The sequence below is a fragment of the Mesorhizobium sp. CO1-1-7 genome, assembly GCF_020164885.1.
Taxonomy (GTDB): domain Bacteria; phylum Pseudomonadota; class Alphaproteobacteria; order Rhizobiales; family Rhizobiaceae; genus Mesorhizobium; species Mesorhizobium australicum.
This window is the reverse complement of sequence record NZ_JAIUHA010000002.1, coordinates 84900-105354: the sequence shown is the minus strand read 5'-3', so window position 1 is coordinate 105354 and position 20455 is coordinate 84900. Positions and strand designations below refer to the sequence as shown.

Genomic DNA, 20455 nt, shown 5'->3' with positions numbered 1-20455 from the left:
TGCCTTGCGGCCCTGAGCCTGCCTAGGAGCATTAGCCGTCAAACACAACAGCCGAAGCGACAATGCGTGGCTGCGGCATCGAAGAGATGGGGCGCTTGCCAGATCGGCGCCACAATGATGTAGGACATGCGGGCGCCAATGAATTGAGAACCGCCCGTTTGTTTTGATCAGTGACCGATGGCCACAATTTCGCGGACCGCAGCAAAAATTTTCTATTATGCGAGAAACGTCGCGCGCGATGTCGCTCCGCAAGCGTTGTTTCGTGCCCGGCTGGCTGGCCGTCTCGAAAGGGCCAGGCTTTCCGGTGAGGCGGCGCGCCGCAGGCTGAATTACTACAACAAGTTGCAGGATGGTTTCGCGCCAAGCGCCGATGCCATGCGCATCGGCAAACTGCCCTTCACGCCGACCATGTACTATTACGACCTGAAGGAGTTCGCCCGCTACTTCGATCCCGGCCTGCTCATCGACCTGGAATTCGGCGACGTCAGGAATGTCCCCAAGGTGCCTTCGATCGTCAAGGACCGGCCAATCTGTGCTGACGACAAGAACGCGATCATCATGAAACTCGACAAGTTTCGTCATTTCCAGATGCCGGCTGACGCGATGTCGTTCGCCGACAAGCTGCCGTCCGTTGTCTGGCGCGGTGATCTCAACAATCCGATCAGGACAAGATTTCTGAACGCTGTGCGCGACCTGCCGTTCTGCGATGCCGGTTCGCACAAGCCGAACGCACCGCCCGAATACGCCAGGCCTTTTCTCAGCATCAGCCAGCACCAGCGCTATCGCTACATCGTCTCGCTCGAGGGCAACGACGTGGCGACCAATCTCAAATGGATCATGAATTCGAAGTCGCTCTGCATGATGCCGCCGCCGACCTATGAGACATGGTTTGCGGAGCGGCAGCTCGAAGCCAACGTCCACTATGTGCCGCTCGCGGCGGATTTCTCGAACCTTGAGGACCACGTCGCCTATTTCGAGCGGAATCCGGCGGAGGCGGAGCGCATCATCGCGGCTGCGAACGCCTATTGCCGGACATTCGACGACGAACAGACCGAGCAGACGATCTCCCTGCTGGTGCTCTACAAATACTTCGTGCTGTCGGGCCAGATCAAACCGGATGCCGAGGTGTGGCGCTACATAACGGGCTAGTTGCGGCGCTCGGTCGAGGCCGCCAGCCGCATTCGGGCGCTATCGGAATGCGTGGCTGGATGGTAGGGCAATCATGCTGCGGGAACCATCCCGACCTTCACTTGTTCAACCGCGTTTATCTTTGATCAAAAGAGTCCATGGCCACCCTCCAACGAACGACGGCAAAGGTCTTCTACTATGCGCGGAACGTCATGCGCGATATCGCGCCCCAGGCGATCTTCCGGCGGCGATTGGCCAGCCGCCTGCAGCAGGCCAGGCTCTCGGACGAGGCCGTGCGCCGGCGACTGAATCACTACAACAAGCTGCAGGACGCTTTTACACCAGGCCCGGATGCTGTGCGCATCGACAAGATACCGTTTGAACCGAGCATGTACTATTACGACCTGAAGGAATTTGCCCGCTATTTCGATCGATCATTGCTCATCGACCTGAAGTTCGGCGATGTCATCGGCGTGCCCAAGCTGCCGACCCTCGTCAAGGACCGGCCAATCCGCGCCGACAACGGCAATGCCGTCGTCATGAAGTTCAACAAATTCCGCCACTTCCACATGCCCGTCGATACCGTCGCCTTCGCCGACAAGCGCCCTGCCGTGGTCTGGCGCGGCGACCTCAACAACCCGATCAGGACACGGTTCCTGGATGTCGCGCGCGACTTGCCGTTCTGCGATGCCGGTTCGCACAAGCGCAGCGCACCGGCTAAGTACAGCAAGCCTTTCCTCAGCATCAGCCAGCACCTGCGCTATCGCTACATCGTCTCGCTGGAGGGCAATGACGTGGCGACCAACCTCAAATGGATCATGAATTCCAACTCGCTCTGTCTGATGCCGCCGCCGACCTACGAAACATGGTTCGGCGAGAGCCAGCTCGAGGCCGGTGTCCACTATGCGCCGCTCGACCCGGATTTTGCCGATCTCGGCGAAAAAGTGCGCTATTTCGAAGCGCACCCGGCCGCGGCGGAGCGCATCATCGCCGCAGCCAATGCCTATTGCCGCAAATTCTCCAATGAACGGGACGAGCATGCGATCTCCTTGCTCGTCCTCTACAAATATTTCGTGCTCGGCGGCCAGATCGAACCCGATCCCGAACTCTGGCGGTTTATCGGCGGCTAGCTCTGCTCTCGGCCTGACGCCGATCAGATATCGCTGCGGTCGAGAACCAGATCGGCGGGGCCGAAGCGATCCTTCGCTGTCAGTTGCTGGTGCCAGTAGGGGTAGAGCAGGGGCGGCCGGCTGACCGCGTCGAGGCGCTGGCGTTCTTCGGTGCCGAGCTTCAGGGCCGCCGCCGCAAGATTGTCCTTGAGCTGGACGTCATTGCGGGCGCCGATCACCAGCGAGGAGACGGCAGGGCGGCCGAGCAGCCAGGCAAGCGCCACCTGCGCCGCCGAGACGCCATGATCCTTGCCGATCTCGACCAGCACATCGACAATCCGCCACAGCCGGTCCTCGTCGCGGATCGGCGGCTCGAACCAGCCGGCAAGCTGGCGAGCGGTCGGGCTGTCGCGGCGGTATTTGCCCGACAGCAGGCCGCCGGCGAGCGGACTCCAAACCAGAACGCCCAGCCCCTGGTCGACCGAGATCGGCAAGAGCTCGTACTCGGCCTCGCGCGCTTCCAGCGTATAGTGGATCTGCTGGGTGACGAAGCGTTGCTGGTGACGGCTGTCGCTGATGGAAAGCGCCTTCATCACCTGCCAGCCGGAATAGTTGGAGCAGCCGATGTAGCGCACCTTGCCCTGGCTGACCAAACTGTCGAGGGCGGCAACGGTCTCCTCGAGCGGAGTGAGGCCGTCCCATTGGTGGACGAAATAGATGTCGATGACATCGGTCTTCAAGCGCTTCAGGCTGCTCTCGCATTCACGGATCAGATGATGGCGCGACAGGCCCTCGTCGTTCGGGCCCTTGCCGATCCGCATCCGCGCCTTGGACGCGATCAGCACATCGTTCTTGCGCTTGCCGCCGAGAGCTTCGCCTATGATCTCTTCGGAGAGGCCGTTGGAATAGACATTGGCGGTGTCGATGAGGTTGATGCCGGCATCGATGCACATATCGATCATCCGCTTGGCTTCGGCGAGATCGCTGTTGCCGACCGCGGCGAAGGGCCCGGCGCCGCCGAATGTCATGGTGCCAAGCGTCAGTGTCGAAACCTTCAGGCCGGAACGGCCAAGGGTGCGGTATTCCATGTCAGATCCTCACGATTTTGTTGAAGAGGCGTGCCGGCAAGGCAGGCCTGGAAGGCGACCGCGCATTTGTAGGACAATTCGGCCGGCTTGTCGCCATGCGACGACGGTCGATCGATCAGACATCGCGGAATTTGCAACGTCGGCAATTGCGCCTGTGCTGCAATAAAACCGTCACCGCCGGCCTATATTGAAGTCGGCTCAGGTGTTTCCATTCCCGGCCGCCGGCCAGCAATTTGGAGCGCCCAGTGGTAACCGACAGGGCTTGCAAGCGGAGCAGTTGATATGACCGAGCTGAAACAGAATTCCCCTGCCAAGGACTGGCTTGAAGCCGAGCTCGCCGACACGCTCGACGAGGACTATGAGCTCGAAATGTCGGAGCCGGCCCTCTCGATGGAGATCGCCAAGATCTACAAGAACTCGCATCCGCCTTCGATCGATCGCATGCAGTATTTTCGCGACCTGATCAGCCTCCAGTCCGAATTGATCAAGCTGCAATCCTGGGTCGCCTACCACAAGAAGAAACTGGTGGTGATATTCGAGGGCCGCGACTCCGCTGGCAAGGGCGGCGTCATCAAGCGCATCACACAGCGGCTCAATCCGCGTATCTGCCGCGTCGTGGCGCTTCCGGCTCCGACCGAACGCGAGAAGTCGCAATGGTATTTCCAGCGCTATGTCCCGCATTTGCCGGCAGGCGGCGAGATCGTTTTGCTCGACCGCTCCTGGTACAACCGCTCCGGCGTCGAACGGGTAATGGGTTTTGCCAGCCCCGAGCAGGTCGAGGAGTTCTTCCATGACGTGCCGGAGTTCGAGCGCATGCTGGTGCGCTCGGGCATCACCGTGGTCAAATATTGGTTCTCGATCACCGACGAGGAACAGCAAATGCGCTTCCTGATGCGGATCCACGACCCGATGAAACAGTGGAAGCTGTCGCCGATGGACCTGCAGTCGCGGGTGCGCTGGGAACACTACACCAAGGCCAAGGAGGAGACCTTCGCCCGCACCAACATTCCCGAGGCGCCCTGGTTCATCGTCGAGGGTAACGACAAGAAGCGCGCGCGGCTGAACTGCATCGACCATCTGCTCAAGCAGCTGCCGTATGAAGAGGTGCCGCACGAGGAGATCACGCTGCCGGAGCGCGTCTTCAACCCGGAATACGAGCGCCAGGTGCTGCCGCGCGAGCTTTACGTGCCGGAGAAGTATTGAGCGAGAGTTTTGTCTTTCTCCCCGTATAGTGACGGGGAGAAATGGGCTTTCGTCGAGGGTTTCTCCACCTTACGCCCGTTTGATGACGACGTGCGTGGCCAGTGCCGTCGCAACCTGTTCGCCGCACTGGTAGCCCAGATTCAGCATGTTGAGGCCCGCAAAAAGGTTCTCGCCTCTGCCAAGCAGCACCGGCGAGATCGCCACGTGCATGTCGTCGATCAGCTTTTCCTGCAGATACTGCCGGATGGTGGAGATGCCGCCGCCGACCCGCACATCCTTGCCTGACGCGGCGGCTTTGGCCTGTTCGAGAGCCGAATGGATGCCGTCGGTTACGAAATAAAAAGTCGTGCCGCCTTCCATCACGATGGGATCGCGCTTGTAATGCGTCAGCACGAAGGTCGGGACGTGATAGGGCGGATTGTCGCCCCACCAGCCCTTCCAGCTGTCGTCAGGCCACTCGCCCCGGATCGGCCCGAACATGTTGCGGCCGAGGATCCAGGCGCCGACATTCTCGAAGCTGCGCGCCGCAAAGTCTTCGTCAACGCCTGTCTCGCCGCCTTCCTGGCCAAACATCTTGCGGAAGGTGCGAGTGCTGAAAGCCCATTTGTGCAGGGCCGGTCCGCCGACACCGAGCGGATTTTCAAGGCTCTGATCGGGGCCGGCGCCATAGCCGTCAAGCGACAGGCTGAAAGCGTTGACGCGAAGTTTGGACATGAGAACCTCCTCCTTGAGAACCAGTTGTCTTTTGCAAGTGGTTTCTTCTAGCAAACTGATTTTGAATTGCAAGTGGTTTTTCGAGCCGGAAAAGGTATTTCCGATTGCCGCCAAGCTACGGCCGCCGCCTCATTGGCCGGTCGGTTGGCGCGCGACGATCTCAAGGGCCTCGCTGTGGCTGATCGTCAGTCTGCGGGCGGCAAGCGCCTCCCGCATGGCTTTCGCCATCGTCTTGGCATCGCGATAGGCAAGCATGTCCGTTTCCTCGGGTCACGGCGAAGCCTTTGTCAGTGCCCGCAATGCCGACACCTTCGCCCGACGGAGAAACGGGTCAGGAAGCATCCTCAGGAGGCGTTCGCCATACCTCTTGGCCGAGGTGCGGGCTGCCGGCCGCTCCCATCATAGCTGCAGCCGCCAGTTTTTGTCAGCGGGTTTTCGATAGAACCGCCGACCAGTCGAAAGAGTGGTGACATCTACTGAAGTGCCTTGCCCGGGAAGTCGGGCTACCCCTTCAGCATCACAGCCACTTCGGGTGCGAAATAGGTCAGGATGCCGTCGCAGCCGGCGCGCTTGAAGGCGAGCAACGATTCCAGCATCGCCTTCTCTCCATCGATCCAGCCATTGGAATCAGCCGCCTTGATCATCGAATATTCGCCCGAGACCTGGTAGGCGAAGGTCGGCATCTGGAATTCGTCCTTCAGCCGGCGGATGATGTCGAGATAGGGCAGGCCGGGCTTGACCATCAGCATGTCTGCGCCCTCGGCGAGGTCCTGTTCGGCCTCGCGCACCGCCTCGTCCGAATTGGCGTGGTCGATATAATAGGTCTTCTTGTCGCCCTTGAGCAGACCGGCGGTGCCGACCGCCTCGCGATAGGGGCCGTAAAAGGCCGACGCGAACTTTGTGGCGTAGGACATGATCGCCACGTCCTGGAAACCGTTGGCGTCGAGCGCGTCGCGGATGGCGCCGATACGGCCGTCCATCATGTCGGACGGCGCGATGATGTCGGCGCCGGCCGCCGCCTGGATGACGGCCGCCGCCGCGACCTGTTCGACGGTCTCGTCATTGACGATGATGCCATCGCGCAGGATGCCGTCATGGCCATGGCTCGTGAACGGGTCGAGTGCGGCGTCTGTGATGATGCCGATCTCGGGTACCGCGTCCTTGATGGCGCGTGTGGCGCGGTTGATGATGTTTTCAGGGTCGAGGATGTGGGAACCCGTCTGGTCGCGCAGGCCGAGATCGACGTTGGGGAAGGTGGCAAGGGCCGGGATGCCGAGCTTGGCCGCCCGTTCGGCCTCCTTGACGGCAAGGTCGACCGAAAGCCGGAAGACGCCGGGCATGGCGGCAATCGGCTCTCGGACATTCCTGCCCTCGACGACGAAGATCGGCCAGATCAGGTCGTCGACCGAAAGCCTGTTCTCCTGCACGAGCCGGCGCGACCAGTCGGCCTTGCGCATGCGGCGCAGGCGGCGGCTGCCGGTGACGTCATCGACGCTGCGCGTGCCGGCAGCTTTTGCTGGGGTGAATTTGTTCATGGCCAAAACTCCGGATCCGCGGCTTTTACCACGAGCCCTTGTGCTGACCAATGCGACACGTTTGTGCCAGCGCCGAAAGCTGCCACAGCGCTGTCCCGCCACGCCTATTGGTTCAGGGCTGCCCGTTGCCCGAAAGGATCTGTGCCGCGCCTCCGATTGCCACACGGAACGCGTCGTCGAAGCTGACACCGCGCACCTGCCAACGATAGGTCTTGCCGTGATCGGCCAGTCGCCAATCGGCGACCCAGCCCAGTTCCTTGTCGCTCCACACGATGGTGCCGGCGAGCGCTCGGTCGCCTCCGGCTTGCTTGGCCACTCGATCCAGCCTTGCCATGTCCGTCGCGCGCAGCGCTTCTTCGCCCAAGCCGGCAAGTTGCGCGGCCTTGGGAAACGCGACATGCATCAGCATCGGCCCGCTGGCATTGACGAAGGATTCGCGCATCGTCTCGCCACGCCCTTCCTCGGCGCTCAGCATGAAATGCCGCGCGCCTTGTTCGGTCGTGAGGAAGACGGTGAGTGTCGGCCGCTCGCCAAGCCAGGGCCTGCTGCCGAGCGACGCCAGCAGCCTGTCGATCACATCAGGCTTGTAGAAGCAGGTGAGATCATGCGGCCGGTCATGCGTCCCTTGCTCGTCATGGATCGGAATGCCCTCCATCCGGTCATGGTAGCGGAACGAGTCGACAAAGCTGCCGGCCTTGTCGCGCAGCGCGTCCATTTCGCGTCTGGCAAGCAGCCGCTGATCGCCCGAAACACGGACGAGCACCTTGTCGAGGCAGGTCCTGAAGCCGAGCTGACGATTTTCTTCACCCTGGCCGGTGACAATGGTCTGCGAGTGGTAAAGGTCGCCAAGGTCGGCTGCCCCCGCGGGGACATTGGTTGCCCACAAAAACGACAGGCAACTCAGAACAAAGGCAAAGCGCAAAAAATGCGGCATGGCTAACTATCCTGCTCTCGGCCTGTCGTAGCGGCCACCAATGTCTAGCATCGGCGACCGCTAGCCGCCAAGATCGAGGCGGCCGGGCTGCAGCCATTGACGCACCCATGTGCCGCCTTTAGCACTTCAGTCCCGCAGGCGCGGGAACAAGGATTCTCTGGCGATGGATTTTGGTGGAGGCGACGAAATTCGCTTCGAAAGGTTGGGCAGGGCCGGGGTCGTCACGCTGACGCGGCCGCAGGCGCTCAACGCCGTCACGCATCGCATGATCAAGGCACTGGGCAAGGCCCTGCGGTCTTGGGAGCGCGACGAGGGTGTGGATGTCGTCGTGGTCAAAGCCGAGGGCAGGGCGTTTTCGGCCGGGGGCGACATCCTGCACATCTACGAAGCCGGCCGGGCTGGAAACCCACCGGTCGAATTTTTCGCCGACGAGTATCGCCTCAACGCCTACATCGCGCGTTTCAAGAAGCCCTATGTGGCGCTCATCGACGGTATCGTGATGGGCGGCGGGGTCGGCATTTCCTTCCACGGTTCGCACCGGGTGATGACCGAGAATGCCCAGTTCGCCATGCCGGAGGTCGGCATCGGTTTTTTCCCGGACGTCGGCGCCAGTCATCTGCTGCCCGACCTTGGCGGTTCCTTCGGCATGTACCTGGCGCTGACCGGGAACCGCATTCGTTATGGCGATGCGCTGTGGTCGGGGCTGGCCACCCACACCATCAAGGCTGAAGACCAGGCAAGCTTCCTCGATCGGCTGGCGCTGACGGGCGATCCGGAATCGGTGCTGCGCGGTTTCTTTGTTCCGGCCAAGCGGGAGACCGACAGGCCGATCCTGGAGGCGATCTCCCGCCATTTCGCCCAACCGTCGCTGCCGGATCTGATCGAAAGCCTGGACCGCGCGGGCAATGACGAATTCGCCACCGGGACGCTGGCAACGATCCGCACGCGCTCGCCGACCAGCCTTCGCGTCGCCTGGCGACAGATCAGCGCCGGGCAGACATTGTCGATGGACGACTGCATGAGGATGGAGTTCCGCATCCTGAACCGGATGCTGGCCGGCCACGATTTCTACGAAGGCATCCGCGCCGCCATCATCGACAAGGGCTCGAAGCCGCAATGGCGGCCGGCAGCGATCGATGCGGTTAGCGAGGCGGATGTCGAGGCCTATTTTGCCCCGCTCGGCGATCGGGAGCTCGAGTTGTGAGCGAAGTGACATCGAGACGCGTCATCCTGCAGCCCTCGACGGTCGAGGTGATCTTCGCCTGGTTCCAGCGCGTCATCGCGGGCTACTGCCTGCTGTTCGGCATCCTCTACTGGATCAAGCTGATCGGCTTCTATCCGGGCTCGCTGTGGCGGTTCGACCTTATGCCGGTGCATTGGCAGGTCGCGGCGGTGATGCTCGCCGTGTTCTTTCCCTTCGCCGCGGCGGGGTTGTGGATGCTGGCGTCCTGGGGTCCGGTGATCTGGTTCATCTGCGCGGTCACGGAGACGGTCATGTATGCCGGCTTTCCCGAGCTTTTCGGCCATCGTCTGCTGATTATCGTCTCGCATGCCTGCGTGGCGCTGCTCTATATCGTCTTTCGCGTCGTCATCTACCTGCAGAAACGACCGGCACGGCACTAATGCATGTCGCCCCGAAGTGTCCTCGGTTGCGGGACAACGACATGCATAAAATCAGAAGCCTGCGGCAGGTCGGGCGAATCCTATTCGCCGCGACATGCTGCAAGCCCTTGTACGCGTTGACGACCTGGCGACCGCCTGAATCCGGCGCGGCGATCATTGCCTAAATCTTTAGGTTAATCATCCTTGCTCGGGTGACCGTTCGTTAAGCGTCTTGCGAAACCTCTTACCGGTAAGCTCTTGTTAGCCCTAGCGTTTAAGTCGAATTTTATGAGTATTCGATAGTGTCGCGATCAAGGTGAAAAACAAAAAATCACCAAGGCGACAAACGAGAGGCAAAGACAATGATCAATTCGCGTCCGGCGGCGAAGACCGCCAACGTTTCCGACGATCGCCGCGAGGCTATCCGTTCCCTGTACATGGAATCGCTGCAGCTGGTCGAGCGCCTGCACCGCCGTCTGCTTGATGTCATCAAGGACGAATTCGACCGCAACGGCCGCTCCGACATCAACGCCATCCAGGCGCTGCTGCTCTTCAACATCGGCAATTCCGAGCTGACCGCCGGCGAACTGCGCTCGCGTGGCTATTATCTCGGCTCCAACGTTTCCTACAATCTGAAGAAGCTGGTCGATCTCGGCTTCATCAATCACCAGCGCTCGCGCATCGACCGCCGTTCGGTCCGTGTCTCGCTGACGCCGAAAGGCAATGAAGTGGCGGACGTGGTTGCCGGTCTCTATGAGCGCCATGTCGGCTCGATCGAACAGGTCGGCGGCATCAACACCGACGAGTTCAAGCAGATGAACCGCGCTTTGCAGCGCCTCGACCGCTTCTGGAACGACACGATTGCCTACCGGATGTAAGAGCATCCTGCAAACGGAGCCCCGCCGCAGAAGCGTGGCCGAAACAGCGACCTCCAGTCAGGGCCGGTGCCGAAAAGCACCGGTCTTTTCTTTTCGCGCGTTCGGCCAAAGCAAATTACGGGCCAAGGCCACGTTGCCGCCATATTCCAATGGAACCGAGAGCGGCAGTGATGCTGTGGTGAAGACCATGCGTCCACCCGCAACCGTGTCGCGCCCCTTGCCTTGGTCGCCAATGTGATACGGACCATGGTTGGCTAATTGTTAAGATTGCCGATTTTAGAGTGCGGGCGAGATCGCGCGATGGTCGACGCAGCAAGTGATCGAACCGCTAAAAGAATGTCTGGAACGTCCATGAGAACCAGCCGCCGCTTTTTCCTTTCCGGAGCCTCCGCGCTCGCCGCCGCCGTGATGGCTGGGCGTGCGAATGCGCAGGATGTGATCGGGGATATCCTGAAATCCTCGGCCCGCGGCAACTGGGACGATCAGTTCGATGCCCGCGCCAGCGAAGGCGGCAAGGTGGCCTCGACGCTGCCCATCTTCAGTCCCCAGACTGTGGCCTTCACCGAGCAGGCGGTCGCGCAGTATCAGAACATTGTCGGGCAGGGCGGTTGGACGGACGTTCCCGCGACCAAGAAGCTGCAACTCGGCGTCGACGATCCGGACGTGGTGCCGCTGCGCAAGCGCCTGATGGTTGCGGGCGACCTGTCGCAGAGCGCCGGCATTTCGACAGCGTTCGATTCCTATGTTGACTCGGCGGTCAAGCGTTTCCAGTTGCGCCACGGCCTGCCGGCTGACGGTTCGATGGGCAAATACACCTACGCCGCGATGAACGTTTCGGCGCAGATCCGGCTCGGCCAGTTGCAGACCAATCTGCAGCGGCTGAAGGAAAAGGCCGGCACGCTGGGCAGCCGTTACGTGTTGGTCGACATTCCGGCGGCGCAGATCGAAGCGGTCGAGAACGACCGCGTCGTGCTTCGCCACACCGCGATCGTCGGCAAGATCGATCGCCAGACGCCGATCGTCAATTCCAAGATCAACGAGATCATCGTCAATCCGTACTGGAACGCCCCGGTCTCGATTGTGCGCAAGGACATTATTCCGTTGATGCGAAAGGATCCCGACTATCTCAAGAACAGCCATATCCGCCTGTTCGCGCCTGATGGCAGCGAAGTCGATCCGATGAATGTGGACTGGTCGACGGACGATGCCGCCAAGTACCGTTTCCGCCAGGATCCCGGTTCGGAAAACGCCATGGCGTCGGTCAAGATCAATTTCCCGAGCCCGGACGGCGTCTACATGCACGACACGCCGCAGCAGAGCCTGTTCGGCAAGATGATGCGCTTCGATTCATCGGGCTGCGTGCGTGTCCAGAACGTGCGCGATCTCGTCACCTGGATCCTGCGCGACACGCCCGGCTGGGATCGCCAGCATTTCGAGGCGGCCATCAAGACCGGCCAGAACACGCCGATCCAGGTCACCAACCCGGTGCCGGTGCATTTCCTCTATCTCTCGGCCTGGTCGACAGGACCCGGCGTCGTCCAGTTCCGCGACGACGTCTATGCGCTCGACGGCAACAGCGAGCTGCAGATCACGTCTTCGCTGTAACAAGCTGATTTTTTAAAAAAAGCCGCTCTCAGGGGCGGCTTTTTTGTTGCGGACGCCGTCAGGTCCACTCATTCGGCCGGCTGGACGAAGCTCAGGCGATTGGCGATGGTCGGCAAACAGCCGGGATCGTGCCATGGACGTCGCCATCTTCATTCTCGTCGTGCTCGTCTTCGTTGCGCTGTCGGGCGCGCTCGTCCGGCTGGTTCGGGTGCCGCTGCCGGTGCTGCAGATCGCCATCGGCGCGGCCCTTGCCTGGCCTGCCAAGGGCCTGCATGTCGAGATAGATCCGGAGCTTTTTCTGCTGGTGTTCATCCCGCCGCTCCTGTTCGGCGACGCCTTCGCGGCGCCCAAGCGCGAACTCGTCGCCTTGCGCGGACCCATACTCGATCTCGCCGTCGGGCTCGTCTTCTTCACCATTGTCGGCTTCGGCTATGCCTTGCATTGGCTGGTGCCGAGCATTCCGCTCGTCGTCGCATTCGCGCTGGCTGCCGTGCTGTCGCCGACCGACGCCGTGGCGGTGTCCGCGATCGTCGACAGGAATGTGGTTCCGTCCCGGCTGATGCACATATTGGAGGGCGAGTCGCTGCTCAACGACGCGTCGGGCCTGGTCATGTTCCGCTTTGCGGTGGCGGCGGCATTGACCGGCAGCTTCTCCTTCGCGGGAGCCTCGCTCAGCTTCCTCTACGCCGTCGCCGCCGGCATCCTGGCCGGTGTCGCGGCGCTGTTTATCGCCGCCAAGGCGCTGCAGCTGCTCAACCGCATCGGCGGCGTGCCAGCGGAGGCGCAGGTTCTCGTCATGATCCTGCTGCCTTTCGTCGCCTATCTCGGCGCCGAGCATGTCGGCGCTTCGGGCATCCTGGCGGCGGTCACTGCCGGCCTGTTGACCGGGGCTTCCGGCATGTACCGCTTCCTCGGTGTGTCGGCGCGCATGCAGACCCTGTCGCTTTGGGCGACGCTCACTTTCGTCTTCAATGGCGCTCTGTTCATCCTGCTCGGCCTGCAGCTTCCCGACATCATCCGCAAGGTCCCACCGGAACTGTCCAGCCGTCATTGGCTGATCGAGCCGGTGGCGACGGTGCTGATCCTGACGCTCTGCCTGATCGGACTGCGCTTCCTGTGGATCTGGGTCGGCGACATCGCCCAGGCGATCGCGGCACGCATCGGCAAACGCGAGTCCGAACCGTTCGGATTTCGCGTCCGGCTTGCCGGCTCCGTGGCCGGCGTGCGCGGCGCCATCACATTGGCGGGCATCCTGTCATTGCCGCTCGCTTTGCAGGACGGCTCTCCCTTTCCGGCACGCGATGTGGTGATCTTCCTTGCCGCCGGCGTCATCATCTGCTCGCTTCTGATCGCCAGCCTTGCCTTGCCCAGGATAGCGCGGGGGCTGGTCGAGCCGGGCAAGGATCCGGCGGCGGCGGAAGAGCGCCGGGCGCGCGTGGGCGCCGCCAATGCGGCGATCGCCAGGATCGAGAGCATCGCCAACGAGGCAGGCGAGGGCGAGGCGGTCCAGGCCCGGCTGGCCGTCGCCGACAGCATCGTGGCAGGCTACCGTAGACGCATCGCGGCTTCGGACGAAGCCGACGAGGCCCGCGCCGAGGCTCGCGAGGCCGGCAGGCTGGAACTGGAACTCAGGGTGGCCGGCATCGAAGCCGAGCGCTCCGCGCTGCGCGCCATGTTCCGCAGCCAGGAGATCAACGATCACACGATGCGCGCGCTGTTTTCTGAAATCACCTTGACCGAGGCCTTGTTGAAGCAGCGGCGGGACAGGAAATAGCGATCCGCCGCGATCCGTTGGCGCAAACCGGCCAGCAAATTTCGCGCTGCAAACGTGGCGAGCCCAAAACAACTGTGTTAATGGCCCGGCGAACGCAATGCATGTCGCCCAAGGCCGTTGAGTGGTTCGGGACGACGGCGTGCACGAATTTGCCCTTCCAACCCTAGGGGAACTCAGGCCATGGCAACAGCAGCGGCGGCGTCCAACAAATTCGAATCCTTCTTCGAAACCACTTTGGAAGATGCCGATCCGGAGATCTTCGGCGCCATCCGCAACGAGCTCGGTCGCCAGCGCCACGAGATCGAACTGATCGCCTCCGAAAACATCGTCTCGCGCGCCGTGCTCGAGGCGCAGGGGTCGATCATGACCAACAAATATGCCGAGGGCTATCCGGGCAAGCGCTACTATGGCGGCTGCCAGTTCGTCGACGTGGCCGAGGAACTGGCCATCGAGCGTGCGAAAAAACTGTTCGGTTGTAACTTCGCCAACGTCCAGCCGAATTCCGGCAGCCAGATGAACCAGGCGGTGTTCCTGGCGCTGCTGCAGCCCGGCGACACTTTCATGGGCCTCGACCTCAATTCCGGCGGACATCTCACCCATGGCTCGCCGGTCAACATGAGCGGCAAGTGGTTCAAGGTCGTCTCCTATGGCGTGCGCAAGGACGACCATCTGCTTGACATGGACGCCATCGAAAAGACCGCGCACGAGACCAAGCCGAAGCTGATCCTGGCCGGCGGCACAGCCTATTCGCGCATCTGGGACTGGAAGCGTTTTCGCGAGATCGCCGACGCCGTCGGCGCCTATCTGATGGTCGACATGGCGCACATTGCCGGCCTCGTTGCCGGCGGTGTGCATCCCTCGCCCCTGCCGCACGCCCATGTGGTGACGACCACCACGCACAAATCGCTGCGCGGCCCGCGCGGCGGCATGATCCTGTGCAATGACGAGGATATCGCCAAGAAGATGAACTCGGCGGTGTTCCCCGGCCTGCAGGGCGGACCGCTGATGCATGTCATCGCCGCCAAGGCGGTAGCCTTCGGCGAAGCGTTGAAGCCGAGCTTCAAGGTCTATGCCGAAAGCGTGGCCGCCAACGCCAAGGCGCTTGCCTCCAGCCTCAAGGAAACGGGCCTCGACATCGTCTCCGGCGGCACCGACAACCACCTGATGCTGGTTGATCTCAGGCCCAAGAACGCCACCGGCAAGCGCGCCGAGGCGGCCCTTGGCCGCGCCAACATCACCTGCAACAAGAACGGCATCCCCTTCGATCCGGAGAAGCCCTTCGTTACCTCTGGCGTGCGGCTCGGCACGCCCGCCGGCACCACGCGCGGCTTCGGCCAGGCCGAGTTCAGCGAGATCGGCAAGCTGATCGCCGAGGTGCTGGATGGGCTCAAGGTCGCCAATTCCGACGAAGGCAATGCCGCGGTCGAGGCGGCGGTCAAGGCCAAGGTCGTCGCATTGACCGATCGATTCCCCCTCTATCCCTATCTCGGTTGATTCCTTATCTCGGTTGACCGGGCGCGAAGCGTCATCTTTTATCCACCGGCATCGCGTCACCCCTGATCGGGTGACGCATCGAACCGGAGAATTGATGATGCGCAATTTCTGTCTTGCTTCTCTCGGCGCCTTCGGTTGGCTGGCCGCCTGCGGCCCCGTTTTGGCGCAGACGCAGCCCGCCGCGGACATGCCTGCCACCAGCACTTTCGGCCGGTGGACGACAATGGTCGATACGCTCGACACCGGCCAGGACGCGCACAAGACCTGCGCGGCTTCCACAGCGTTCTTCGATGCGAGTGGCAATTCGGGCACGCTGACATTGTCGATCTCGACCGGCGACGCGCTGCCGCCCGATGCTTATCCGGCAATCTTGATTACCATCGACAACAAGAGCCTGCTAACTGGCAAGAAGATCGCGGCGACTTTCGGCGATCCCGGCGTCAAGGTTTCGACGACTGTCTATTCCAATGACACCGTCAACGGCCGTCCGAGCTGGACGATCGACAACCAGGCCAAGACCAGTCTTGCGCTGCTGCGGGCCATGCGCCAGGTTACCTCGCTCGATGTTGCGTTCGGCAAGCAGGCTGTCGCCAGCATTCCGATGGACGGTTTTACAAAGGCCTATCGCAATCTCGGCGCGTCTTGTGGCTTTCCAACCAAGGACGTGGCGCCATAGCGGGCTGGCCGGCGCAACTGCTTGCCGTGCTGGCAATCTTCCTCGCGCCTCGCTATCTCTGAGGTACGGCAGGCCGTGGAAAAGCGGAACTGCTTCAATCCGCACCGGAAAGGTTCTAAGCCTTTCACCCCACCAGATTCGCGAACCCAAGGCTCTCCATGCGCTGTCCCTATTGCCAGTCCGAAGATACGCAGGTGAAGGATTCGCGCCCCGCCGAGGATGGCGCGGCGATCCGCCGGCGGCGTGTCTGCCCCGATTGCGGCGGCCGTTTCACGACGTTCGAGCGCGTGCAGTTGCGCGACCTCGTCGTGGTCAAGAAGTCGGGACGAAAAGTGCCGTTCGACCGCGACAAGCTGTTGCGCTCGGTCGAGATCGCGGTGCGCAAGCGCAATGTCGATCCCGAGCGCATCGATCGCGCGGTGACCGGGATCGTGCGCCAACTGGAAAGCTCCGGCGAAACGGAAGTGGCCTCGGGTGAGGTCGGCCGGCTGGTCATGGATGCGCTGAAATCGCTCGACGATGTCGCCTATGTGCGTTTCGCCTCGGTCTATCGCAATTTCCGTGAGGCCAAGGATTTCCACGAGCTGCTCGGCGAGCTGAAGGGGGACGAAGAAAAGAGCGAAGAGGACGCCGGCTGAGCATGGCAGCACCGCAACGCAGCGAGGCCGAACAAGCGGCCCCTGACCGCCGTTTCATGGCCGCGGCCTTGCGGCTGTCGCGCAAGAACGCCGGACGCACCTCGACCAACCCTTCCGTCGGCACGCTGATCGTGCGCGATGATGGGACCGGGCCGATGATCGTCGGTACCGGCGTCACCGCCGTCGGCGGCCGGCCGCACGCCGAGACCGAGGCGCTTGCCGAGGCCGGCGAACTCGCGCGTGGCGCAACCGCCTATGTCACGCTCGAGCCTTGCGCCCATCACGGCCGCACGCCGCCTTGTGCCAACGCGCTGGTCAATGCCGGCGTTGCGCGTGTCGTGGGTGCCGCCAGTGATCCCGATCCGCGGGTCTCCGGCAAGGGTTACGCCATCCTGCGCGAGGCCGGTGTCGAAGTGGTCGAAAAGGTCCTCGCCACGGAAGCTGCCGAACAGATGGCGGGCTATTTGATTCGCTCTCTGAGAAAGCGCCCGGAAGTAATTCTGAAGCTTGCGCTTTCCAGCGACGGCAAGATCGGCAGGGAAGGCGCCGGCCAGGTCGCGATAACAGGCGACATGGCGCGCCGCGAAGTCTACCTGATGCGCGCCGAGGCGGACGCCATCCTGGTCGGCATCGGCACGGCGCTGGAAGATGATCCGGCACTGACGGTGCGTTTGCCCGGACTGGAGAACCGGTCGCCGGCACGCATCGTGCTCGACCGCCAGATCAGGCTGCCGGAGGGCTCGAAGCTGGTGTCGGGCGTCGATCGCGTACCTCTTTATGTGGCGGCTTGCCTGGAGGCCGATCCGCAGCGCCGGGCCGCGCTCGAGCGCGCCGGCGTGCGCTTCATCGGTACGGACACGCACGAGGGCGGCGTCGCATTGCCGGAGCTGCTCGAGGATCTGGCGGCGCTTGGCATGGCAAGCGTGCTGGTCGAGGGCGGCGCCAAGGTGGCGAGCGCCTTCCTGGCCGACGGGCTGGTGGACCGCATCGTGCTGTTCCAGGGTCCGGAAGCGATCGGCCAAGATGGCATTGCATCGCCTGTCGACGCTGACCATGTCCCGGTGGGTTTTCGCAAGCTGCGCGAGATGCGGTTCGGCGAAGACGGTTACGTCGAATGGATCAGGGATTTTCAGGGATAGCGATCGATGTTTACCGGGATTGTCACCGATATCGGCACCGTGGCCGCCATCAAGCCGCTGCGGGAAGGGGTGGGACTGCGCATCGACACCGCCTATGATCCCGAGACCATCGCCATCGGCGCGTCGATTTCCTGCGGTGGCGTCTGCCTGACGGTCACGGCTTTGCCCGACAGCGGCTCGAACGCGCGCTGGTTCGAGGTCGAGGCCTGGGAGGAGGCGCTCAGGCTGACCACGGCGTCCGGTTGGAAGTCCGGCACCAGGATCAATCTGGAACGGGCGCTGAAGATCGGCGACGAGCTTGGCGGCCACATCGTTTCGGGCCATGTCGACGGCACCGCCGAGATCGTTGAACGCCGGGATGAGGGCGATGCGGTGCGCTTCACACTGGAAGCGCCGCGCGATCTGGCGAAATTCATCGCGCCGAAAGGCTCCGTCGCGCTCGATGGCACCTCGCTCACGGTCAACAGGGTCGAGGGCACCCGCTTCGACGTGCTTCTGATCCATCATTCGCTGACCGTCACCACCTGGGGCGAGCGCAAGGCAGGCGACCGCGTCAATCTCGAGATAGACACCATGGCCCGCTACGCTGCCCGGCTGGCGGAGGCGGCGAAAGAGGGGCTTTGATCGCCTGCGGGACAGTCCGACCCACGGCAATCTGATACGCGTCGGGCAATCTTCCGCTTGCGATCAAACCGGCTTCGGCCTAAGTCACCGGCGACTCCGGAGACATCTATGGCTGGCACATCCCAACACGGCAAGGCGTTCATTCGTCCCAAGAAGAAGGCTCACCTCCTCGTCATCGAGGCGCGCTTTCACGACGACCTTGCCGACGCACTGCTCGATGGCGCGACAAGCGCGCTCGACGAAGCGGGCGCGACTTACGACGTCGTCACCGTTCCCGGTTCGCTTGAAATTCCCGCGGTGATCACCTTCGCGCTCGACGGCATGGCCGAAGGCGGGACGGGCTATGACGGCTTTGTCGCACTCGGCACCATTATCCGTGGCGATACCTATCATTTCGACATCGTCGCCAATGAATCCAGCCGTGCGCTCATGGACCTGTCCGTGCAGGACTCGGTCTGCATCGGCAACGGTATCCTGACCACCGAGAACGATGTGCAGGCGTGGACGCGGGCCAAGCGCTCCGAAGGCGACAAGGGCGGCTTTGCCGCGCGCGCGGCGCTGACCATGATCGCGTTGAAGGAACAACTGGGAGCGCAATCGTGAGCGAACCCGCTTCGCCCGGACAGCCCGCGGTGCGCCACGCCAACAAGCGCGGCGCTGCCCGTCTGGCCGCCGTGCAGGCGCTCTATCAGATGGATGTCGCCGGCAGCGGCGTGTTCGAGATCACCGCCGAGTACGAGGCGTTCCGTCTCGGCAAGGAAGTCGACGGCGCGCTCTATCGCGAGGCGGACGCGCAGTGGTTTCGTGCCATCCTGACCGGGGTCGTCGAGAACCAGAAGACCATCGATCCGATCATCCGCCAGGCGCTGACCGACGACTGGCCGCTGTCGCGCCTCGATTCGACGCTGCGTGCCATCCTTCGCGCGGGCGTCTACGAACTGATGAAGCGCGAGGACGTTCCTGTCGCGGTCATCGTCACCGAATATGTCGACATCGCCAAGGCCTTCTACGAGGAAGACGAGCCGAAGCTGGTCAATGCCGTGCTCGACCGCGTGTCACGCCGGGTGCGTGGCGAGGGACGCGGCAAGGACGCTTCGTGACCGCCATCGCCGTCGAGACGGGCAAGGAGGCGCGGCGCACGGCGCTGATCCTCGCCGCCTCGCAGGCGATCATCGGCTCGGCGGCTCCCATCGCCATTTCCATGGGCGCGCTGGCCGGGCAATATCTGCTCGGCGCCGACAAATCCCTGGCGACCGCGCCGATCACCGGCTTCAATCTCGGTGTGGCGCTCGGCGCCTTGCCCGCGGCCGCCATCATCCGCTGGCTGGGGCAGCGTGGCGGTTTCATGACCGGAACCGTGGTCACCGCGCTCGGCGGGCTGGTCGCCACCCTGGCTTTGTTCCACGGCAGCTTCTGGCTGTTCGCGTTCGCGCTGCTCGTCATCGGCGTCGGCGGCGCCTTCGTCCAGCAGTTCCGTTTTGCCGCGGCCGACAACGCGCCGCCGGCGTTCAAGGCCCGCGCCATCTCCTTCGTGCTCGCCGGTGGCATCATCACCGCCATTCTCGGGCCGCAGATCGTCATCTTCACGCGCGAATTATTCGCACCAGTCATGTTTGCCGGTTCCTTCGCCTCGATCCTGCCGCTGGCGGCTGTCGGCGCCGTCATCCTGTCGTTCCTTCGTCTGCCGTCGAGGACCGCGAGCAAGGCGGACGTCGCCGACGGCGATGCCCGACCCCTTTCCGAAATCGTCACCAAGCCGCGTTTCGTCGCGGCGCTCTTCTGCGCCGTCGGCAGCTATGCGCTGATGAGTTTCGTCATGACCGGCGCGCCGCTCGCCATGGTGGGCTGCGGCCTGTCGGAGGACGATGCGACGCTGGGCATCTCCTGGCACGTCATGGCGATGTTCGGGCCAAGCTTCTTCACCGGCTCGCTGATCCATCGCTTCGGCGCCGAGCGCATTGTCGCCCTCGGCCTGCTGTTGCTGATCGGCTGTGCCGTCGTTGCCTTGTCGGGCCTGGCGCTATGGCAGTTCTGGACGGCGCTGATCCTGCTCGGCCTCGGCTGGAATTTCAGCTTCATCGGCGCCACCGCCATGGTGGCGGCCAGCTACCACCCTTCCGAAAAGGGCAAGGTGCAGGGCTTCCACGACTTCGTCCTGTTCGGCTCCGTCGCCTGTGCGTCGCTGATGTCGGGCATGGTCTACAACGCCTGGGGCTGGACCATGCTCAACTGGATGATCTTTCCCGTCGCCGCGCTTTGCTTCGTGGCACTCGGCGCGCTGAAGATCACAAGCTTGCGGCCGGCTTGACGCGAA

20 protein-coding genes and 1 pseudogene are annotated in these 20455 nt (G+C 62.8%); 16 read left to right on the top strand and 5 right to left on the bottom strand.

Going from position 1 to position 20455, the window contains the following annotated elements:
- Positions 1–177 precede the first annotated feature (177 nt).
- Positions 178–1149, top strand: a complete 972-nt coding sequence (locus LB516_RS03945) for a glycosyl transferase family 90 (protein ID WP_140617068.1) — start codon at positions 178–180, stop codon at positions 1147–1149.
- Between the two features lie 137 nt (positions 1150–1286).
- Positions 1287–2258 (top strand): glycosyl transferase family 90, encoded by a 972-nt coding sequence (locus tag LB516_RS03940; protein WP_140617067.1) that lies wholly within the window; start codon positions 1287–1289, stop codon positions 2256–2258.
- A gap of 23 nt (positions 2259–2281) precedes the next feature.
- On the opposite strand, the gene LB516_RS03935 is transcribed toward LB516_RS03940, so the two are convergent.
- The gene (locus tag LB516_RS03935) at positions 2282–3325 is read right to left on the bottom strand and encodes an aldo/keto reductase (RefSeq protein ID WP_140617066.1); all 1044 of its coding nucleotides are present in this window, start codon (positions 3323–3325) and stop codon (positions 2282–2284) included.
- A 282-nt stretch (positions 3326–3607) separates the two neighbouring features.
- Here LB516_RS03935 and ppk2 point away from each other — a divergent pair, with 282 nt between their 5' ends.
- Positions 3608–4528, top strand: coding sequence for a polyphosphate kinase 2 (gene ppk2, locus LB516_RS03930; protein ID WP_015318259.1), 921 nt, complete (start codon positions 3608–3610; stop codon positions 4526–4528).
- 69 nt (positions 4529–4597) lie between these two features.
- Here ppk2 and LB516_RS03925 read toward each other — a convergent pair whose 3' ends face one another.
- The 4 genes and pseudogenes from LB516_RS03925 to LB516_RS03910 all read right to left on the bottom strand — a co-directional run bounded on the left by LB516_RS03925 (position 4598) and on the right by LB516_RS03910 (position 7711).
- Positions 4598–5242 (bottom strand): dihydrofolate reductase family protein, encoded by a 645-nt coding sequence (locus tag LB516_RS03925; protein ID WP_224718978.1) that lies wholly within the window; start codon positions 5240–5242, stop codon positions 4598–4600.
- A gap of 144 nt (positions 5243–5386) precedes the next feature.
- A pseudogene (locus LB516_RS03920) lies at positions 5387–5497 on the bottom strand (glyoxalase superfamily protein); the annotation flags it as partial.
- Positions 5498–5745: 248 nt separating this feature from the next.
- Positions 5746–6777, bottom strand: a complete 1032-nt coding sequence (hemB, locus tag LB516_RS03915; protein ID WP_140617064.1) for a porphobilinogen synthase — start codon at positions 6775–6777, stop codon at positions 5746–5748.
- Between the two features lie 112 nt (positions 6778–6889).
- Positions 6890–7711 (bottom strand): DUF2066 domain-containing protein, encoded by an 822-nt coding sequence (locus LB516_RS03910; protein WP_140617063.1) that lies wholly within the window; start codon positions 7709–7711, stop codon positions 6890–6892.
- Between the two features lie 163 nt (positions 7712–7874).
- Here LB516_RS03910 and LB516_RS03905 point away from each other — a divergent pair, with 163 nt between their 5' ends.
- The 13 genes from LB516_RS03905 to LB516_RS03845 all read left to right on the top strand — a co-directional run bounded on the left by LB516_RS03905 (position 7875) and on the right by LB516_RS03845 (position 20449).
- Positions 7875–8915 carry an enoyl-CoA hydratase/isomerase family protein gene (locus LB516_RS03905; RefSeq protein WP_140823669.1) on the top strand — a complete coding sequence of 347 codons (1041 nt, stop codon included), beginning with the start codon at positions 7875–7877 and terminating at the stop codon, positions 8913–8915.
- Positions 8912–9334 (top strand): DUF6163 family protein, encoded by a 423-nt coding sequence (locus LB516_RS03900; RefSeq protein ID WP_015318253.1) that lies wholly within the window; start codon positions 8912–8914, stop codon positions 9332–9334. The genes LB516_RS03905 and LB516_RS03900 overlap by 4 nt, the downstream gene beginning before the upstream one ends.
- Positions 9335–9675: 341 nt before the next feature.
- Positions 9676–10191: a transcriptional regulator LdtR gene (gene ldtR / locus LB516_RS03895; RefSeq protein ID WP_013896002.1), complete on the top strand. Its 516-nt coding sequence runs from the start codon at positions 9676–9678 to the stop codon at positions 10189–10191.
- A 351-nt stretch (positions 10192–10542) separates the two neighbouring features.
- On the top strand, positions 10543–11796 hold the full coding sequence (locus LB516_RS03890) for a murein L,D-transpeptidase (RefSeq protein WP_015318251.1): 1254 nt from the start codon (positions 10543–10545) through the stop codon (positions 11794–11796).
- Between the two features lie 133 nt (positions 11797–11929).
- Positions 11930–13570 carry a Na+/H+ antiporter gene (locus LB516_RS03885; protein ID WP_224718977.1) on the top strand — a complete coding sequence of 547 codons (1641 nt, stop codon included), beginning with the start codon at positions 11930–11932 and terminating at the stop codon, positions 13568–13570.
- A gap of 180 nt (positions 13571–13750) precedes the next feature.
- The gene (gene glyA / locus LB516_RS03880; RefSeq protein ID WP_224718976.1) at positions 13751–15064 is read left to right on the top strand and encodes a serine hydroxymethyltransferase; all 1314 of its coding nucleotides are present in this window, start codon (positions 13751–13753) and stop codon (positions 15062–15064) included.
- Positions 15065–15161: 97 nt separating this feature from the next.
- Positions 15162–15740, top strand: coding sequence for a hypothetical protein (locus tag LB516_RS03875; RefSeq protein ID WP_318011809.1), 579 nt, complete (start codon positions 15162–15164; stop codon positions 15738–15740).
- Between the two features lie 158 nt (positions 15741–15898).
- Positions 15899–16378, top strand: a complete 480-nt coding sequence (gene nrdR, locus LB516_RS03870) for a transcriptional regulator NrdR (RefSeq protein ID WP_015318247.1) — start codon at positions 15899–15901, stop codon at positions 16376–16378.
- Between the two features lie 2 nt (positions 16379–16380).
- A complete protein-coding gene (gene ribD, locus LB516_RS03865; RefSeq protein WP_224718974.1) occupies positions 16381–17517 on the top strand; it encodes a bifunctional diaminohydroxyphosphoribosylaminopyrimidine deaminase/5-amino-6-(5-phosphoribosylamino)uracil reductase RibD in 1137 nt (378 codons plus the stop codon).
- 6 nt (positions 17518–17523) lie between these two features.
- Positions 17524–18141 carry a riboflavin synthase gene (locus LB516_RS03860; protein WP_015318245.1) on the top strand — a complete coding sequence of 206 codons (618 nt, stop codon included), beginning with the start codon at positions 17524–17526 and terminating at the stop codon, positions 18139–18141.
- Between the two features lie 108 nt (positions 18142–18249).
- A complete protein-coding gene (ribH, locus tag LB516_RS03855) occupies positions 18250–18744 on the top strand; it encodes a 6,7-dimethyl-8-ribityllumazine synthase (RefSeq protein WP_140617055.1) in 495 nt (164 codons plus the stop codon).
- Positions 18741–19241 (top strand): transcription antitermination factor NusB, encoded by a 501-nt coding sequence (gene nusB / locus LB516_RS03850; RefSeq protein WP_015318243.1) that lies wholly within the window; start codon positions 18741–18743, stop codon positions 19239–19241. Before ribH ends, nusB begins: the two co-directional genes overlap by 4 nt.
- On the top strand, positions 19238–20449 hold the full coding sequence (locus LB516_RS03845; protein WP_224718973.1) for an MFS transporter: 1212 nt from the start codon (positions 19238–19240) through the stop codon (positions 20447–20449). Before nusB ends, LB516_RS03845 begins: the two co-directional genes overlap by 4 nt.
- Positions 20450–20455: the final 6 nt, after the last annotated feature.

Coding starts and splice junctions, on each gene's coding strand:
- LB516_RS03945 (WP_140617068.1), top strand. CDS start 178: ATGGCCACAATTTCGCGGACCGCAGCAAAAATTTTCTATTATGCGAGA.
- LB516_RS03940 (WP_140617067.1), top strand. CDS start 1,287: ATGGCCACCCTCCAACGAACGACGGCAAAGGTCTTCTACTATGCGCGG.
- LB516_RS03935 (WP_140617066.1), bottom strand. CDS start 3,325: ATGGAATACCGCACCCTTGGCCGTTCCGGCCTGAAGGTTTCGACACTG.
- ppk2 (WP_015318259.1), top strand. CDS start 3,608: ATGACCGAGCTGAAACAGAATTCCCCTGCCAAGGACTGGCTTGAAGCC.
- LB516_RS03925 (WP_224718978.1), bottom strand. CDS start 5,242: ATGTCCAAACTTCGCGTCAACGCTTTCAGCCTGTCGCTTGACGGCTAT.
- hemB (WP_140617064.1), bottom strand. CDS start 6,777: ATGAACAAATTCACCCCAGCAAAAGCTGCCGGCACGCGCAGCGTCGAT.
- LB516_RS03910 (WP_140617063.1), bottom strand. CDS start 7,711: ATGCCGCATTTTTTGCGCTTTGCCTTTGTTCTGAGTTGCCTGTCGTTT.
- LB516_RS03905 (WP_140823669.1), top strand. CDS start 7,875: ATGGATTTTGGTGGAGGCGACGAAATTCGCTTCGAAAGGTTGGGCAGG.
- ldtR (WP_013896002.1), top strand. CDS start 9,676: ATGATCAATTCGCGTCCGGCGGCGAAGACCGCCAACGTTTCCGACGAT.
- LB516_RS03890 (WP_015318251.1), top strand. CDS start 10,543: ATGAGAACCAGCCGCCGCTTTTTCCTTTCCGGAGCCTCCGCGCTCGCC.
- LB516_RS03885 (WP_224718977.1), top strand. CDS start 11,930: ATGGACGTCGCCATCTTCATTCTCGTCGTGCTCGTCTTCGTTGCGCTG.
- glyA (WP_224718976.1), top strand. CDS start 13,751: ATGGCAACAGCAGCGGCGGCGTCCAACAAATTCGAATCCTTCTTCGAA.
- LB516_RS03875 (WP_318011809.1), top strand. CDS start 15,162: ATGCGCAATTTCTGTCTTGCTTCTCTCGGCGCCTTCGGTTGGCTGGCC.
- nrdR (WP_015318247.1), top strand. CDS start 15,899: ATGCGCTGTCCCTATTGCCAGTCCGAAGATACGCAGGTGAAGGATTCG.
- ribD (WP_224718974.1), top strand. CDS start 16,381: ATGGCAGCACCGCAACGCAGCGAGGCCGAACAAGCGGCCCCTGACCGC.
- LB516_RS03860 (WP_015318245.1), top strand. CDS start 17,524: ATGTTTACCGGGATTGTCACCGATATCGGCACCGTGGCCGCCATCAAG.
- ribH (WP_140617055.1), top strand. CDS start 18,250: ATGGCTGGCACATCCCAACACGGCAAGGCGTTCATTCGTCCCAAGAAG.